Origin of the sequence: Roseomonas sp. CCTCC AB2023176 (genome assembly GCF_042259275.1) — a bacterium.
In the GTDB taxonomy this organism is placed as follows: Bacteria; Pseudomonadota; Alphaproteobacteria; order Acetobacterales; family Acetobacteraceae; genus Roseomonas.
In genome coordinates this window covers 3049390-3064489 of the sequence record NZ_CP170086.1, presented here as the reverse complement: position 1 = coordinate 3064489, position 15100 = coordinate 3049390, and the positions used below count along the sequence as shown (strand labels likewise).

Sequence of the window (15100 nt, the reverse complement as noted above, 5' to 3'; positions counted from 1 at the left end):
TCCTCAGTTCGCGCTGGAGACGCGCTGCGGGGTCGCGGCCGGGCGCCCGCCGCGTTCCTGGGCGGCCATGCCGTCCGTCACGCGCTGGGCACCGTCAACGATGACGCGGTCATTGGCGGCGATCTGGCCCCGGACGACGGTCCGGTCCCCCGAAGCGCGGAGGACCTCGACGCCCCGGCGCCGCGCCACGCCGTCCTGCAGGACGAAGACGAAGCGGCCATTCTGGCCGGTCTGCACGGCCGCGGACGGCACCGTCGTCACGTCCTGTTCGATCCGCGGCGTCAGGACGACGCCGACGAACTGCCCGGGCCAGAGCCGGCCCTGGCCGTTCGCCACCCGCCCCTTGAGGGCGATCGTCCCGGTCTGCGTATCCACCGCGCTGTCGATGAACACGAGAGGCCCCTCGATCGGCGGCCCGTCATCGGCCTGCGGGCGGACGCGGATGGTCGGCGGCGTGCCGCGACGCATTGCGCCCTGGATCTCGGCCAGCCAGCGTTCGGGTACGGAGAAGGTCACCATGATCGGGTCGATCTGGGTGATCGTGGCGATCGTCGTGTTCTCGGCCTGGCGGACGAAGTTGCCGACGCGCTGCGGCAAGGTCCCGAGGCGCCCGTCGGCCTCCGCCGTGATCGTCGCGAACTCGATCTGCAGGCGGGTCTGGGTGAGCAGGGCTTCCGTCGCGCGGGCCACGGCGGCGGCGGCCTGGGCGTCGGCCTGGGCCTGCTCGAAGCGCTGCTGCGCCGCGAAGCCCTCGCCGCGCAACGACAGGTAGCGCGTGGCGTCCGCCTGGGTCCGCGCGAGCTGCGCGCGGTCCCGGGCCAGTTGCGCCTCTTGCTGGGCCAGCAGCGCCTGGTTCGAACGCGCGTCGAGGGTGAAGAGGCGGTCGCCGCGTCGGACCATCTGGCCCTCCGTCACGTGCACGGCCTCGATCTGCCCGTCCACGCGCGTCCGGACCGTGACCACCGCCTCGGGCGCGACGATACCGTTGGCGGGAATCTCGATCGGCAGCGGGCCGACCCGCACGGGTTCGGTGACTACGGCGATCCCGGTGCGAGCGGGGGCGCCGGCAGCCGGGGGCTTTCCGGGGCGGGTTGGGCGGGGGGCTGCTGCCCCACCGCCACGCCGGCGCTCAAGACGCCGAGGATCGCGAGGCCTGCGGCCAGCGACCATGACACGACGCGCATGCGGATCTCCTTAGGACCCGATGTATCGCAAACCGTATGCCTCGAAACCTGGACGAAGCACAGAGATTCGAAACAACTCGTGACGTTAGGCCTGCCGGGGCAGGCAGATCGCCCTATGCTGCGTTGCACGGCAGGTCCCTGCCCCCAAGGATGTGGTGGGCCAGGCCTGTCCTTCAACGGGAGAACGTTGCGCGCGTGACCCGGCTTCACCTCGGCCTCGCGATCCTCGGGCTGCTCGTCCTCGCCGCGGCGGGTGCGAGCGTCTGGGGGGTGGACCCGGCCGCGACGGACCTGCTGGCCCGGCACGCAGGCCCTTCCACCCTGCATCCGCTCGGCACCGATGATCTGGGGCGCGACGTCCTCGCGCGGGTGCTGCACGGGGCGCGGGTGTCGCTCTCCGTCGGGGCGGGCGCGGCGGTCGCGGCGACGGCGCTGGGGCTGCTCGTCGGCGTGGTCGCGGCTTGGCGGGGGGCTGGGTCGATGCGGTGCTGATGCGGCTCGCCGACGGGCTGCTGGCCCTGCCCGCCCTGCCCGTCCTGGTGCTGCTGGCGGCACTCGATCCCGCGACGGTCGGGCTGCCGCGCGGCGGGGCCACCGCCGACGTGGCGCGCATCGTCGCCATCCTGACGCTCTTCGGCTGGGTCGGCGTCGCGCGGCTGTCCCGGGCCGCGGCGTTGACGGTGCTGTCGCGCGACCACGTGCGCGCCGCGCGGGCCCTCGGCGTGTCAGAAGGCCGCCTGTTGCGGCGGCACGTGGTGCCCGCCTTGCGGGCACCGGTGACCGTCGCCGCCTCGCTCGCCGTGGCCGGGGCGATCATCGCGGAGAGCAGCACCCTGTCCTTCCTCGGCCTCGGCATCCAGCCGCCGGCCGCGTCCTGGGGGAACATGCTGGCAAACGCGCAGGACCTGGTGTTCTCCGCCCCGATGGCGGCGGTATGGCCGGGTCTCTGCATCGCCCTCGCGGTCGCGGGGGCGATGCTCGTGGCGGATGGGCTGCGGGAGCGGCGCTGAGGCGCCGTCCCCGATCCGGTCAGCTCCCGACCACGCCGCCGTCGCGCCGCACGATCGCGATGACCGACGGCCGCGGCGGCACGCCGGACTGGTTGTCCGGCCAGCGGGTCGAGGGATTCTCGAAGGTGCTGCCGCGATCCTCGCCGGGATGCTGGATCGCAAGGAACACCGTGCGCTCGCCCGGCCCGATCAGGGGGCCGCAGACCTCGGCACCCTGCGGCGCGGAGTAGAAGCGCTTCGTCAGCGCCCGGCCCGCCCCCTGGGTGTCGGCGGCATAGAGCCCGTCCTGGATCCGCGCGGCCTCCGGCGCGCCGTCGGTCGCGATCCAGATACGGCCCTTGCTGTCGAAGGCGCAGTTGTCGGGGCAGGACAGCCAGCCGCCCTCCGCGCCGACCGCGCGGTGGTAGGCCGCACCGGCATGCGTGCCCGGCCGCCCCGCGACGAGGAACAGTTCCCAACGCGCCGTCGTCGCCGCATGGTCCACCCGCCCAGCGCCGGCGCCCCCTGAGCCTGACTGGGGCGGGATGATCTCCAGCACGTGCCCCTGGGTGTTGTTCGCGCGGGGGTTCGCGGCGTTGATCTTGTCCGGCGTGCGGCGGTTGTTGTTCGTCAGGATGACGAAGACGCGGCCCGTCGCGGGGTTGGTCTCCACGTCCTCCGGCCGGTCCATCGGCGTGGCGCCGAGAAGGTCCGCGGCGCGGCGCGCCTCGATGACCACGTCGCCCTGGCTTCGGAAGCCGTTCGCCTCGGTCAGCGGGCCCTGGCCGTGGGTCAGCGGCAGCCATTCGACCCGCCCGTCGTCGTGGAAGCGCGCGACGTAGAGCGTGCCGTCATCGAGCAGGTCGCGGTTCGCCGCGGGGTTGGCGGCGTCGTAGGGCCGCGCGGTGACGAACTTGTAGACGTAGTCGTTCCGCTCGTCGTCGCCCATGTAGAACACGACGCGCCCGTCGGCGGAGACCGCGTGGGTGCAGCCCTCGTGCTTGAAGCGGCCGAGCGCGGTGCGCTTCACCGGCACGGAACTCGGGTCGTAGGGGTCGAACTCGACGACCCAGCCGAAGCGGTTGGGCTCGTTCGGCTCCTGGTCCAGGTTGAAGCGCTGTTCGAAGCGGCCCCAGGCGTAGGTGGCGTTCGGGACGATGCCCAGGCGCTTGTAGGACTCGGCCTGCGGACCGGACTCCGCGGCGGCACCGCCGAAGTACTGGTTGAAGTTCTCCTCGCAGGTGATGACCGTGCCCCAGGGCGTGTTGCCGCCGGCGCAGTTGTTGAACGTGCCGAGGACCTGCGTCCCCGTCGGATCGGCCGAGGTCTTCAGCCGCTCATGCCCGGCGGCGGGGCCGGAGATGCGGATCGGCGTCGTGCCGGTGATGCGCCGGTTGTGCGGGGAGCCCGGGACGTAGGACCAGCGGCCGTTCTCGCGCTTGATCTCGACGACGCTCATGCCGTGCGCCTGGATCTCCGCCATCGCCTGCTCGCGGTTGGTGCGCAGGCGGGAGGCCGTGCCCTCCCCCACGCCGGCGAAGATCAGGTTGGTGTTGGTGTATTCGTGGTTGACGACGAGAAGGCCGTGCTCCGTCGCGGCCGGCGCGCCCTTCGGCAGGGCGAAGAAGTCCACGTAGTCGTTGTTGTAGCCGAACTGGCCGGACTGGGCCTCGGCGGTCACGTTCGCCGGGTCGAAGGCAGGGGCGCCGGGCAGGATCGGGTCGCCCCAGCGGATGACGGTCTGAACCTCGTAGCCCTCGGCGACCGCCTCCCGGCCGTCGGTGGCGGGGGGCAGCCCGGCGAAGGTCAGGGTCGAATCGGCCTCGGTCGCGGCAGGCGCGGACGTGGTCTGGGCCAGGGCGCGACCGACCATGCCGTCCGTCAGTGCGGCCCCGGCGGCCACGCCAAAGAGGCCGCGCAGCGCGGCGCGGCGCGCCATGCGGCGCCCGATGACTTCCCCGATCGGGTCCTGCGGGCGCGGGTTACTGCCGATGTCCTCGATCTCGACCGGCGCGGCAGCGTCGTCCGATGCGTAATCCGTCATGTCAGCGAGGTCCCCCGGGAATGCGAAGCGCAGGCGCCTTAACGGCGGACTGCTGCGGTTTCGTGACGCAAAAATGACGTTGCATGGCCGTCAGCCGCCGACCCGCCCTCCCCGGAGGCGCGTCAGCGTCAGCACCGCCGACCGGGGCGGCAGGGCCGCATCGAAGGCAGGCCAGAGCGTCCCGGGGCGGTCCCAGCTGGCCCCGGGTTCGGCCCCCGGCGTCCGGACGGCCGCAAAGAGGGCGGATCCGTCCGGCACCATCTCGCAGCCGCCGAGGGCGCCGCCGCGCGGGGCGCCGTAGAGCGGCAGCGGCAAGCCACGCCCTGGCCCTTCCGTCTCACAGCCGAACAGCAGGTCGGGCGAAGGCCCGATCCGGCCGCCGCGATCCGTCCCGATCCAAAGGCGACCGGTGGCGTCCAGGGTGAGCCGGTCCGGGTGGTCGGGCCAGGCGGTGTTCAGCGCGACGTAGCGGCCGGGGGTTCCGGCCAGGAAGGTCCGGATCGTCGCGGTGTCGGTGGCCGGATCGGCCCTCGTCGCGTCGACCGTGAGGATCGCGCCCGGACGGGCCGGGTCGCTCCCCGGCTGGCCCCGCACCGCGAGGTAGAGCCGGCCGCGCCCATCCGTCGCGAGTCCTGAGGGCTGGTCGAAGGCGGCCGCCCCGAGGCGCGTGGCGAGCGGGGCGGGTTCCAGCACGACGTCCGGCCCGGGCGGCAGGTCCACCCAGGTCAGGCGTTCCCCGTCCACGAGCGCGACGGCGAGGGTGCCGGAATCCAGCGCGTCCGGCTCCGCCGCCGGGCTGCGAGACAGGAAGCGATAGAGGTGCCCGCCTTCCCGCCGCCCTGTGAGGTAGACGGCCGCGCGCCCGTCGCGGGTCAGCGTCGCCGCGGCGTCCCCCTTGCCGAAGCGGCCGAGGGCCGTCCGCTTCGTCGGCACCGCCGTGGGATCGGCCGGGTCCAGCTCGACGGCCCAGCCGAAGCCGCGCGGGTTGCCGAAGCGAGGATCGAGGGCGCGCAGGCGGTTGAGCCAGGGTTCCGGTTCGCCCTCGGCGAGCAGGAGGGTGCCCCAGGGCGTCGCGGTGCCGCCTGCGACCGCGAGCAGGCCCCGGACCGCGCCGCCGAGAGCCGTCGTGGCGGGCCCACCCGCCCGGCACAGGGTGTTCGCGGTGAAGCGGCGCGACTGGTAGCCCCCGTCGACAACCACCCAGCGGTCGCCGTTGCCGGGAAGCCGGACCCTCTCGAGGTTCAGGATCGAGGCGCCGCCCAGCACCGCGGCGATCTCCGGCCGGTCCGTCCCGCCGGGGAAGGCCATCGCGGGGTCCACGGTCGGGTGGCCCACCGCGAGGACGGCGCGCGGAATCCCGTCGGCCGAGAGCGGGGCGGGGATCAGCCCGGCGAGGACGGCGTCCCAGCCGAACTGGGTCTCTGCCGCCTCGGGCGTCGGCTGGCGCGGGTTGAAGGGCGGGGCGTCCGAGGTGACGCGGTCGCCCCAGCGGATCAGCACCTCCCGGAGGTAGCCGCCGGCGACCGTGTCGTCGGCCTTCGTGTCGGGACGGGCGGGGCGCAGGTCCAGCCCGCCGAACTGGGCGGCCGCCGGCGCGACCCGCAGCAGGGCCGGCGCAGCGAGTCCGGACAGGAGGGCACGGCGGGGCGTCACGGGCGCGCGGATGCCCCCTCCGCGATCGCGGGGGGACGGTGCACAGACACCTCCGGCAGCGGGCCGGTCCAGGCGGAGACCTGGACGAGGCAGGATTGGGCGGAGCAGCCCTGCCCCAGGGCCGAGGTCCCGCGGTCCGGAGTCAGGACGTTCGGGTTGCCGTGCACGCAGATCTCCTGCCCGTCCACGACGCGCGGGTCCCACCAGGCACCCGTGGACATGGCGACGACGCCGGGGCGAACGGCCTCCGTCACGACGAGGCCGGCAAGGCAGGCGCCGCGGTCGTTGTGGACCCTCACGACGCTGCGGTCCGCGAGGCCGCGCGCCGCGGCATCGGCCGGGTTCATGCGGATGGGCTCGCGCCCCGCGATCTTGCTCTCCGCCGCGACGCGGCCCGGATCGAGCTGACCGTGCAGGCGCGTCTCGGGCTGCGTGGTGAGGAGGTGGAGGGGATGGCGCGACGCCGCCTCGCCGCCGAGCCATTCGGAGGGGGGCAGCCAGACCGGGTGGCCGGGGCAGTCGTCGGCGCCGTAGGAGGCGACGGTTTCCGAGAACACCTCGACCTTGCCGGAAGGCGTGGCGAGGGGATTCGCCTCGGGGTCCCGGGCGAAGTCGGCGAAGGAGGTGAAGGTCTCCTCCGGCGGCGGGAGTTCGACGTGCCCTTCCTCCCAGAACCGGTCGAAGTCCGGGACCTCCACGCCCAAGGTCGCGCAGGCCCGGCGCCAGCGGTCGTAGAGCGACCGCAGCCAGGCCGATTCGTCGCGCTGCTCGGTGAAGGCGGCGCGGTAGCCCAGTGCGTCGGCGATGTCGGCGAAGGCGTCGTGGTCGTTGCGGGCGAGGCCCTGCGGCGGGATCGCCCGGTGCATCGCGCGGACGAAACGGTCGCGGGAGGAGGAGGCGATATCGTTGCGCTCGAGCGTCGTCGTCGCGGGCAGGACGATGTCGGCGTGGCGCGCGAGCGAGGTCCACCAGGGCTCCGAAACGACGATCGTGTCGGGGCGGCAGAAGGCGCGGGCCAGGCGGTTCAGGTCCTGGTGATGGTGGAAGGGATTGCCACCGGCCCAGAAGACCATGCGGATGTCCGGCAGCGTGATGTCGCGGCCGTTGTAGCGCAGGACCTCGCCGGGGCTTTCCAGCAGTTCCGTAACCCGTGCGACGGGGATGGACAGGCCGACGGGGTTACGCGTCGCGGGGAGGTTGATGCTCGGCAGGTCACGGCGTGGCGTGCCCATGCCGTTGATGCTGCCATAGCCGAAGGCGACGCCCTGCCCCGGCTTGCCGATGTTGCCGAGGACTGCGGCAAGCGCGATCAGCGCCCACCAGGGCTGTTCCCCGTGCTCCGCGCGCTGGAGCGACCAGGTGGAGGTCAGCATCGTCGGCGTGCGCGCGGCTTCCAGCGCCAGGGCGCGGATGGCCTCCGCCGGCACGTCGCAGAGCGGGGCGGCCCATTCCGGCGATTTCGGCGTGCCGTCGCACTCGCCCATGACGTAGCGGCGGAAGCGGTCCCAGCCCGTCGCCCTGGTCGCGAGGAAGTCGCCGTCCTCCAGCCCCGCCGCGGCGATGGCGTGGATCATCGCGAGGATCAGGGCCGTGTCCCCGCCCGGGCGGACGGGGATCCACTCCGCGTCGAGGAAGGGCGCGCGGCGTCACGCAGCGGGCCAAGGTTGACGAAGCGCAGGCCAGCCTCGCGCGCGCGGCGCATCAGCGGGACGTAGTCGTGTGCCCCGGCGCCGCCGGCGGTGACGAGGCCGTTCTTCAGGGGCAGGCCGCCGAAGCAGAGCATCAGGCGGGCATTGGCCGTGATCGCGCCCCAGTCCGTCGCGGGCCCCTGCACCGGGTCGTTCGTGCCGAGGACGTGGGGCATGAGCGTCATGCCCGCGCCGTAGGAGTAGTTCGTCACCTGCGCGACGAAGCCGCCCCCCAGGCCGAGGAAGCGCTGCAGTTGCGACCGCGCGTGGTGGAAGCGGCCCGCCGAGGCCCAGCCATAGGAGCCGCCGAGGATGGCGGCGTCCCCCTGTTCGGCCCTCGTTCGGGCGGTTTCCTCGGCAATCAGGCGCGTGGCCTGGTCCCAGGTGAGGGGAACGAAGGGGTCCTGACCCCGCGTGCTGCCGCGCCGCTCCCCGCGCAGCCAGCCGCGGCGGGCATAGGGACGGTCCACGCGGCATTCGGCGTGGACCACGTCGGGGATGCTGCGAAGCAGCGAACCCGGGAAGGGATCCAGGCCGAAGGGGCGGGCCTCGGTCACCCGGCCGTCGCGCACCACGGCGTCGAAGTAGCCCCAATGGGCGGCGTGCGGCTTGATGTCGGTCATGGGCGTTCCGCGCGGACCATGCCCCGCCCCGGGGTAGCCCGCAAACCCGTTTCAGCCGGGAAGCGAGGCCTGCCAGTCGCGGATGGCGGGCACGGGATGGACGAGCATCAGGACGTTCAGCGTCAGGTTGTCGCGGATCAGCACGAGCGTCAGCAGTTCCAGCCCGACGGCCAGCGCGACCGAGGCCCGGGGCGGCAGGCGGGAGGCGAGCCAGAAGCCCAGCAGCATGAAGCCGAGGTCGGAGAGCGAGTTGAGGACGGAATCGCCGGTGTAGCCGAGGGCCGCGGTGGCCTCCCTGTAGCGGTTGATGACGGCAGGGGTGTTCTCCGCGATCTCCCAGGCCGCCTCGGTCACCGCAGCGAGGGAAGCTCGCAGCCCGAGGGAGGCGCGCGGCATCGCGAGGCGCAGGACGGCGTAGAAGATCAGCCCGTGGATGAGGTGCGAGGGCGAGTACCAGTCGGAGAGATGCTGGGAGTTCCCGGCATCGTTCACCCGCCCGTGCCAAAGCTCGATCGTGCCGGAGGCGGCGATCGGCAGCCGTCCCATGGCGAGGAGGATGGCGGCCATCCCGCCGGCCACGACCAGGATCAGGAACGCGTGGCGCCGGCTCATCGCGAGGGGATGACACGGCCGGGGTCGCGCCGGAAGGGTCGGGGCGCTAGGCTGCCCCTGCCCCACCGGACCGGACGGCCATGACCCACGTCTCCCCCCAGATGCCTCTCCACGGCGCCAACTCCATCGCCGCGCGCGACATCGCGAGCGTCCTGCACCCCTACACCAACCACGCGGCGCACCGTCGCAACGGCCCGCTGGTGATCTCGCGCGGCGAGGGCGTGCGGGTCTTCGACGATTCCGGGAAGGCCTACATCGAAGGCGTGGCGGGCCTCTGGTGCGCCGCGCTCGGCTTCTCGAACGAGCGGCTGGTGCAGGCCGCGGCCGACCAGATGCGGCGCCTGCCCTTCTACCATGGCTTCACCAGCAAGGGTCACGAGCCGCAAGTCGAGCTGGCCGAACGCCTGCTGGAGAAGGCGCCGGTCCCGATGAGCAAGGTGTTCTTCGCCAATTCGGGGTCCGAGGCGAACGACACCGTCGTGAAGATGGTCTGGTACCTCAACAACGCGCTGGGGCGCCCGGCGAAGAAGAAGATCATCTCCCGCATCAAGGCCTATCACGGCGTCACGGTCGCAGCGGCCTCGCTGACCGGCCTGCCCTACAACCACAAGTTCTTCGACCTGCCGATCGACCGCATCCTCCACACCATGACGCCGCACCACTGGCGCGAGGCGATGCCGGGCGAGACCGAGGAAGCCTTCGCCACCCGCTGTGCCGAGGAACTGGACGCCCTGATCCAGCGCGAAGGCCCGGACACCGTCGCCGCCTTCATCGCCGAGCCCTTCATGGGCGCGGGCGGCGTCATCATCCCGCCGCGCACCTACTTCGAGAAGATCCAGGCCGTGCTGCGCAAGCACGACGTGCTGATGGTGGCGGACGAGGTGATCGCGGGCTTCGGGCGCACCGGGAACTACTGGGGATCGCAGACCTTCGGCATCCAGCCGGACATCCTGACCTGCGCGAAGGCACTCTCGTCCTCCTACCTGCCGATCTCCGCGGTCATGGTGAACGAACGCGTCTACGATGCGCTCTCCTCCGGCTCGGACTCCATCGGCACCTGGGGCCACGGCTTCACCTATTCCGGGCACCCCGTCGCCGCCGCGGTCGCGGTGGAGACGCTGAAGATATATGACGAGATGGACATCGTCCCGCACGTGCAGGCCGTGGGGCGCCGCCTCCAGGCGGGCCTCGCGCGCTTCCGTGACCATCCGCTGGTCGGCGAGGTCCGCGGCGTCGGCCTCGTCGGTGCGGTGGAACTGTCGCAAGACGCGGAGACGCGGAAGTCCTTCGACCCGGCGCGCAAGATGGCCGCACGCGCCGTGGCACTGACGGAGCAGGAGGGCGTGATTCTCCGGGCGCTTCCGAGCGACAGCATCGCCTTCTCCCCGCCCCTCATCATCACGGACGCCGAGGTGGACGAGATGCTCGCGGGGTTCGGCCGCGCCCTGGACCGCCTGGCGGAAGAGGTCGCGCGGGAACCCGCCCCGGCCGTTTGAGCGCGGCTTGAGCGACGCAATCCTGACCCGGCGGCGCTGGCTGGCGCCGCCGGACCTTCCCCTTGTGCTCGTGCTGGCGGCCGCGCCGGCGGCGGTCGTGCTGCAGCACCGGGCCCTGGCGCCGGTCGCGCTTGGGGGTTTGCTGGGCTGCGTGCTGCTGCACGCCGCGCACCGGGGCGGGCGGCAAGGGGCTTGGCCGGTGCCGCGCGATGCGGCCTCGGTCCTCGCCATCCTCCTCTTCGCCTGGGCGGCCGTGACGGCGTTCTGGTCCCCCTCCCCCGCGGGCGGGGTATTCGAGGCCGCGCGACTCGCCGGCTTCGCGCTGCTCGGCGGCGGCGCGGCGACGGCGGCAGCAGCGCTGCCGGAGGCGGGGCGGCGGCGGGTCGGAACGGCGCTGCTGGCCAGCGTGGCGCTCGGCCTCGCCCTCGGCGTTGCGGACATGCTGACGGGTCACGCCATCCGCGGGGCGGTGCGTGGGATGCGCGCGCCGCCGGTCGAGATCGTCTTCGGGTTGAAGCCCTCCGGATCGGTGCTGGCGCTGCTGCTGCCGCTCGCCGTTGTGGTGCCGGGACTGCCGGGGATCGCGCGCGTGGCGCTAGCGGTGATCGGGGCGGCCGGCGTGATCGCGCTGCCTGGCGATTCGGCCAAGATCGCGGCGGTGCTGGGTCTGCTGGTGACCGGGGCAGCGTGGTGGCTGCCCGGGCGCTGGCTGGCACGCGCGATCGGGATGGGGCTGGCCGCGGTCATGCTCGCGGCCCCGTTGGTCTTCGCGGCGGTGCTGGACTCCCGCGTGATCCCGGCCGAGCGGATCGCGGTCTCCGCCGCGCACCGGCTGATCATCTGGGACTACGCACTCCGGCGGATCGCGGACCGCCCGGTGCTGGGCTGGGGGATGGATTCCAGCCGCGCCATCCCGGGCGGGCAGGACCGTCCGGACGCCGCGGCCCTCACGCGGATCGGGCTGGTGCCGGGGTCGGAGCGCTCGGCCCTCTTCGCCCCGGATGGGCGGTTCAACGTCATGCCGCTGCATCCGCACAATGCCTTCCTGCAGGTCTGGCTGGAACTTGGCGCGGTGGGGGCGGTGCTGGCGGCGGGATTGCTGTCGGCGCTGGGCTTCGCGGCGGGGCGGCTGCCGCCGGCGGTCCGGGCGGGGGCATGCGGGGCGATGACCTCGGCGGCGGTGTCAGGGCTGCTGTCCTACGGGGTGTGGCAACCCTGGTGGATCGGGGGCCTGTTGCTTGCGATCGCGGCCGCGGCGGGGATCAAGGCGCGCGAGGAGCGCGCGGTGGCGGGCTGACGCCGGTCAGCCCGCGCCCCAGGTCCCGCTGAGGAGGGAGTCGAGCGCCGCGCGCACCGCCTCGACCGGCAGGTGCGTCATCTCTTTCCCGCCATGGTCCTGCGCACGCAGGATCAGCGCGCGGGACGCGACGGGGCGAAACTTTGCCGGGTCGCTCGGGCCGAAGAGGGAGACGAGCGGCGCGCCGCCCGCCGCGATCATGTGCCCAGTGCCGCTGTCGTTCGACACCGCCGCGGCAAGGCGCCCGGCCAGCGCCACGGTCGCCATCGGTAGTGGGCCGCCGACCGTGTCCCAAGCCGGATGCTGCAACGGGAACTCGGCATTGGGTAGCCGGGCGGCGATCTCCGGCCGCAGCACCGCCTCGTTCGGACCGAGCAGGAAGACGGGCGTCCGGCCCGTCTCGACGACGCCCGACGCGACGGCCAAAAAGCGGTCGAGCGGCCAGATCTTCTGCACCCCGCCCGCACCAGGCGCGAAACCGACGTAGTGGGTGGCATCCTTCGGCAAGGCCCGGTACGCGGCAGCCCGAAGCTCCGTTGGAACCGCAAGGGGTGATAGGTCGCGGCGCGCCTTCTCCCCCGTCGCCCGCTCGATGAGAGCGAACAGCCGATCAAGAATATGGGTGCGCCTGTCCAGGCTGTACCGCATGAACGCGGCGGAGATGAACCGGTCGTGCGGTATCCGTTGGACGACATAGGTGCGCCACAAAACGGATTGCGTGTCGAGCAGCAGCTCGAAAGGACCCAATCCGGCGGGAATCGGCCTGATCACCGAAATGGGTCCCGCACCCACGCCACAGCACTCTCGCACCTCGTCGAGCAACGGAGGTCCGGCTGCCTGCTGCAACGATCGGGCGTACAGCGTGCTTTCCGCCGTAAACCAGACGAGCCGCGCAGACGGGAAAGCGTGCCGAAGCGCGCGCAGGAACATGACCTTGTAGATCGCGTCGCCGTAGGTCTCCCCACCGCTGAAGACGCCGACAGTCGCGGGCGCGGTCACGCCGCCAGGAACCGTCGCGCGCCTTCCGCCAGCACCTGGAAGCCGAGCATCAGGTCTTCGTCCGAGGTGTCCTCCGACCAGTGGTGGGAGATCCCGTTGATGGATGGCGTGAACAGCATCGCGGAGGGCATGTGCGGCGCCATGTACTGCGCATCGTGACCGGCGCCGGACGGCATCTGCTGCCACTTGCCCGGGGCGAACTGCTCGGCGGCCTCGGCGAGGCAGCGCTGAATCGTCGGATCGCAGAGGGCGGGGGTGGCAGCCGACATCCGCTCCAGCACCGCGGGGCACTTCTCGCGGCGGTTCGATTCCTGGATGCAGCGGCGCAGCACCGCTTCCAGCCGGTTCAGGACGTCGATGTCGATGTCGCGGAACTGGAACAGGATCTCGGCCCGGCCGGGGATGATGGACTGGCCGCCGGGATCGAGGGTGATGCGGCCCGTCGTCCAGACGGTGCGCTCCGCGCAGTGGCGCGGGAACTCCTGGTCAATCATGGACAGCAGCCGCACGGCGGTCAGGCCGGCATCACGGCGTTCGGCCATCGTCGTCGTGCCCGCATGGTTCTGCTGGCCCGTGATGACGATCTTCCACTGCCAGATCGCGACGATGCCCGTCACCACGCCGACGCGCAGGCCCTTGTTCTCGAGGTCGCGGCCCTGCTCGATATGCATCTCGACGAAGCCCTTGTAGCGGCCCTTCTCGAGCTGCATGCGCGGCAGGCCTTCCAGCCCGGCCTCGCGCAAGGCGTCCCGCAGCGGCTTGCCGTGGAAGCGGTTGGTCAGCCGGTCGATCTCCTCCTCCGGCAGCAGGCCGGTGAAGGAGCGGGAGCCGACGAAGCCGCCGTAATGCCCTTCCTCGTCCGCGAAGACGATCGGGTCCACCGGCAGGCCGGCCTTCGCGAGGTGCACCGCCGCGACGACGCCGAGCGCGCCGTCCAGCCACCCCGCCTCGTTCTGCGACTCAATGTGCGACCCCGCCAGGAGCCGCGGCCCGGTCGAGGAGCCGCGGCCCAGGATGTTGCCGATGCCGTCCATCGTCGGTTCCAGCCCGGCCTCCCGCATCCGCTCCATGATCCAGCGGCGGGATTCCATGTCCTGCGGCGTGTAGGTCGGGCGGTGCACCCCGGTCTTGAAGGCGCCGATCTGCCGCAAGGCGTGCAGGTCGGCGAGGAAGGCTTCGGCATTCGACGTGTCGTGCAAGGCGAGCATCGCGCGGCGGGGTTCCCTTCCGCGCGGGGCGGCGCGGCCGACCCAGGGTATGTCCCGGAACGACCCGCGCGACCAGGGGGCGGCCCAGACACGAAAAGGGCGCCGGCGGACGGTGCCGCCGACGCCCCCGCGGTCGCTGCGGCGGCGGGTCAGATCGCCTTCGCACCCTCCGCCTTCAGCATGACGTACCTGCGGACCGTCGGCTCCAGCGTCTCCTCCGCCCACTGGGCCATGGAGATCTCCTCCTGCAGCGACTGGCGCAGGGCCGACGGGGCGCGGTTGTCCCCCGCGACCTCGGCCATGACGAGCAAGCCCTTGTAGGACGCGATCTCGAAGTGCTCGAAGGCGTAGTTGGCGAAGGTGTTCTTCAGCAGCTCGTCCTGCATCGGCGCATGGGCCAGCGCCGCCATGTTGCCCATGAACCCCGTGACGAGGTCCTTCAAGCCGGAGGCCGAGGTGCCGAGATTCGACAGGATCTCGTCCAGGCGGTCGCGCTGCTGCTCGGATTCCGTGATGTGCTGCTGCAGCCGGCGCGCCATCTCCGGGAAGTTCTCCAGGCGCTCGACCTGCCGCGACAGCAGCTGGATCGCCTGCGTCTCCAGGGCGCGGGCATTGACCAGGCCATCGATGTACAGGTCGCGCGGGTTCTGCGGGACGGACATGGGGTTCTCCTCTTTCCTTCTTGGTTGAACTCAGCCGCGCTTGGCGGTGCGTCGCGCCTTCGGGGCCTCTTCCTCCTCACCCGCTTCACCCTCCTCGCCGCCCTGCAGCGCGGCGGGCAGGAGGGTGGAGCGGGTGATCTCGGTCAGGCGCTCGTCCTGCTGCTTCTCCTCCTGCAGGATCTCGCCGGCGATGCGCGCGGCCTCCTCCTGCCCCATTGCCTTGGCGAGCTCGGCCATCGTGCCGTAGGCAGCGATCTCGTAGTGCTCCATGCGCTGCTGGGCCGCGACGATGACGACGTCCATCACCGGGCCCTTCTCCTGCTCCTCCATCTCGTGCATCGCCTCCTCGACGAGGCCGCGCATCGCCTCGCAGACCTTCCGGCCCGGGCGGGCACCGAGGGCTTCGAGCGCCTGCTCGATGCGCTCCTGCTGCGATTGCGCCTGCTCCAGGTGCGCCTGCATCCCCTCCTTCAAGGCGGGGTCGCTAACCTGGCGGATGGTCTTGCGCATGGCGGCCACACCCTGCTTCTCCGCGGAGTAGGCATCCTTGAACTGGTCCGCGAGCATCTGCTTCAGGTCGGGCATCTGGTCATTCCTCGGCGTCGCGGCGGCGCTCCTCGCGCCGCCGTCATGGCGCCCGGGTAA

14 protein-coding genes are annotated in these 15100 nt (G+C 72.2%); 4 read left to right on the top strand and 10 right to left on the bottom strand.

Annotated elements, in window-relative coordinates:
• Positions 1-3 precede the first annotated feature (3 nt).
• Positions 4-1023 carry an efflux RND transporter periplasmic adaptor subunit gene (locus ACE7GA_RS15235; protein WP_376087952.1) on the bottom strand — a complete coding sequence of 340 codons (1020 nt, stop codon included), beginning with the start codon at positions 1021-1023 and terminating at the stop codon, positions 4-6.
• Positions 1024-1379: 356 nt separating this feature from the next.
• On the opposite strand from ACE7GA_RS15235, the gene ACE7GA_RS15230 reads away from it, so the two are divergent.
• Together ACE7GA_RS15230 and ACE7GA_RS15225 are read left to right on the top strand one after the other, a co-directional pair.
• Positions 1380-1676, top strand: a complete 297-nt coding sequence (locus ACE7GA_RS15230; protein WP_376087949.1) for a hypothetical protein — start codon at positions 1380-1382, stop codon at positions 1674-1676.
• A complete protein-coding gene (locus ACE7GA_RS15225; protein ID WP_376087946.1) occupies positions 1676-2194 on the top strand; it encodes an ABC transporter permease in 519 nt (172 codons plus the stop codon). Before ACE7GA_RS15230 ends, ACE7GA_RS15225 begins: the two co-directional genes overlap by 1 nt.
• Positions 2195-2213: 19 nt before the next feature.
• Here ACE7GA_RS15225 and ACE7GA_RS15220 read toward each other — a convergent pair whose 3' ends face one another.
• From ACE7GA_RS15220 to ACE7GA_RS15200, 5 genes are all read right to left on the bottom strand, one after another.
• On the bottom strand, positions 2214-4217 hold the full coding sequence (locus ACE7GA_RS15220; protein ID WP_376087943.1) for a PhoX family phosphatase: 2004 nt from the start codon (positions 4215-4217) through the stop codon (positions 2214-2216).
• A 90-nt stretch (positions 4218-4307) separates the two neighbouring features.
• On the bottom strand, positions 4308-5870 hold the full coding sequence (locus ACE7GA_RS15215; RefSeq protein ID WP_376087940.1) for a PhoX family phosphatase: 1563 nt from the start codon (positions 5868-5870) through the stop codon (positions 4308-4310).
• Positions 5867-7444 (bottom strand): molybdopterin-dependent oxidoreductase, encoded by a 1578-nt coding sequence (locus tag ACE7GA_RS15210; protein ID WP_376087937.1) that lies wholly within the window; start codon positions 7442-7444, stop codon positions 5867-5869. The genes ACE7GA_RS15215 and ACE7GA_RS15210 overlap by 4 nt, the downstream gene beginning before the upstream one ends.
• An 8-nt stretch (positions 7445-7452) precedes the next feature.
• Positions 7453-8181 (bottom strand): molybdopterin-dependent oxidoreductase, encoded by a 729-nt coding sequence (locus ACE7GA_RS15205; protein ID WP_376087934.1) that lies wholly within the window; start codon positions 8179-8181, stop codon positions 7453-7455.
• A gap of 51 nt (positions 8182-8232) precedes the next feature.
• Positions 8233-8793, bottom strand: coding sequence for a DUF2585 domain-containing protein (locus ACE7GA_RS15200; RefSeq protein ID WP_376087931.1), 561 nt, complete (start codon positions 8791-8793; stop codon positions 8233-8235).
• A gap of 80 nt (positions 8794-8873) precedes the next feature.
• Between ACE7GA_RS15200 and ACE7GA_RS15195 the strand changes: the two genes are divergently transcribed.
• Together ACE7GA_RS15195 and ACE7GA_RS15190 are read left to right on the top strand one after the other, a co-directional pair.
• The gene (locus tag ACE7GA_RS15195; RefSeq protein ID WP_376087928.1) at positions 8874-10289 is read left to right on the top strand and encodes an aspartate aminotransferase family protein; all 1416 of its coding nucleotides are present in this window, start codon (positions 8874-8876) and stop codon (positions 10287-10289) included.
• A 7-nt stretch (positions 10290-10296) separates the two neighbouring features.
• On the top strand, positions 10297-11586 hold the full coding sequence (locus ACE7GA_RS15190; protein WP_376087925.1) for an O-antigen ligase family protein: 1290 nt from the start codon (positions 10297-10299) through the stop codon (positions 11584-11586).
• Positions 11587-11592: 6 nt separating this feature from the next.
• Here the strand turns inward: ACE7GA_RS15190 and ACE7GA_RS15185 are convergent, their stop codons facing one another.
• The 4 genes from ACE7GA_RS15185 to ACE7GA_RS15170 form a co-directional block, all read right to left on the bottom strand.
• Positions 11593-12585, bottom strand: a complete 993-nt coding sequence (locus ACE7GA_RS15185) for a glycosyltransferase family 9 protein (protein ID WP_376087922.1) — start codon at positions 12583-12585, stop codon at positions 11593-11595.
• Positions 12582-13793, bottom strand: a complete 1212-nt coding sequence (locus ACE7GA_RS15180; RefSeq protein ID WP_376087919.1) for a Zn-dependent hydrolase — start codon at positions 13791-13793, stop codon at positions 12582-12584. The genes ACE7GA_RS15185 and ACE7GA_RS15180 overlap by 4 nt, the downstream gene beginning before the upstream one ends.
• A 149-nt stretch (positions 13794-13942) precedes the next feature.
• Positions 13943-14455: a ferritin-like domain-containing protein gene (locus ACE7GA_RS15175; RefSeq protein WP_376087916.1), complete on the bottom strand. Its 513-nt coding sequence runs from the start codon at positions 14453-14455 to the stop codon at positions 13943-13945.
• 30 nt (positions 14456-14485) lie between these two features.
• Positions 14486-15040, bottom strand: a complete 555-nt coding sequence (locus ACE7GA_RS15170; protein WP_376087913.1) for a DUF892 family protein — start codon at positions 15038-15040, stop codon at positions 14486-14488.
• Between the last annotated feature and the right edge of the window lie 60 nt (positions 15041-15100).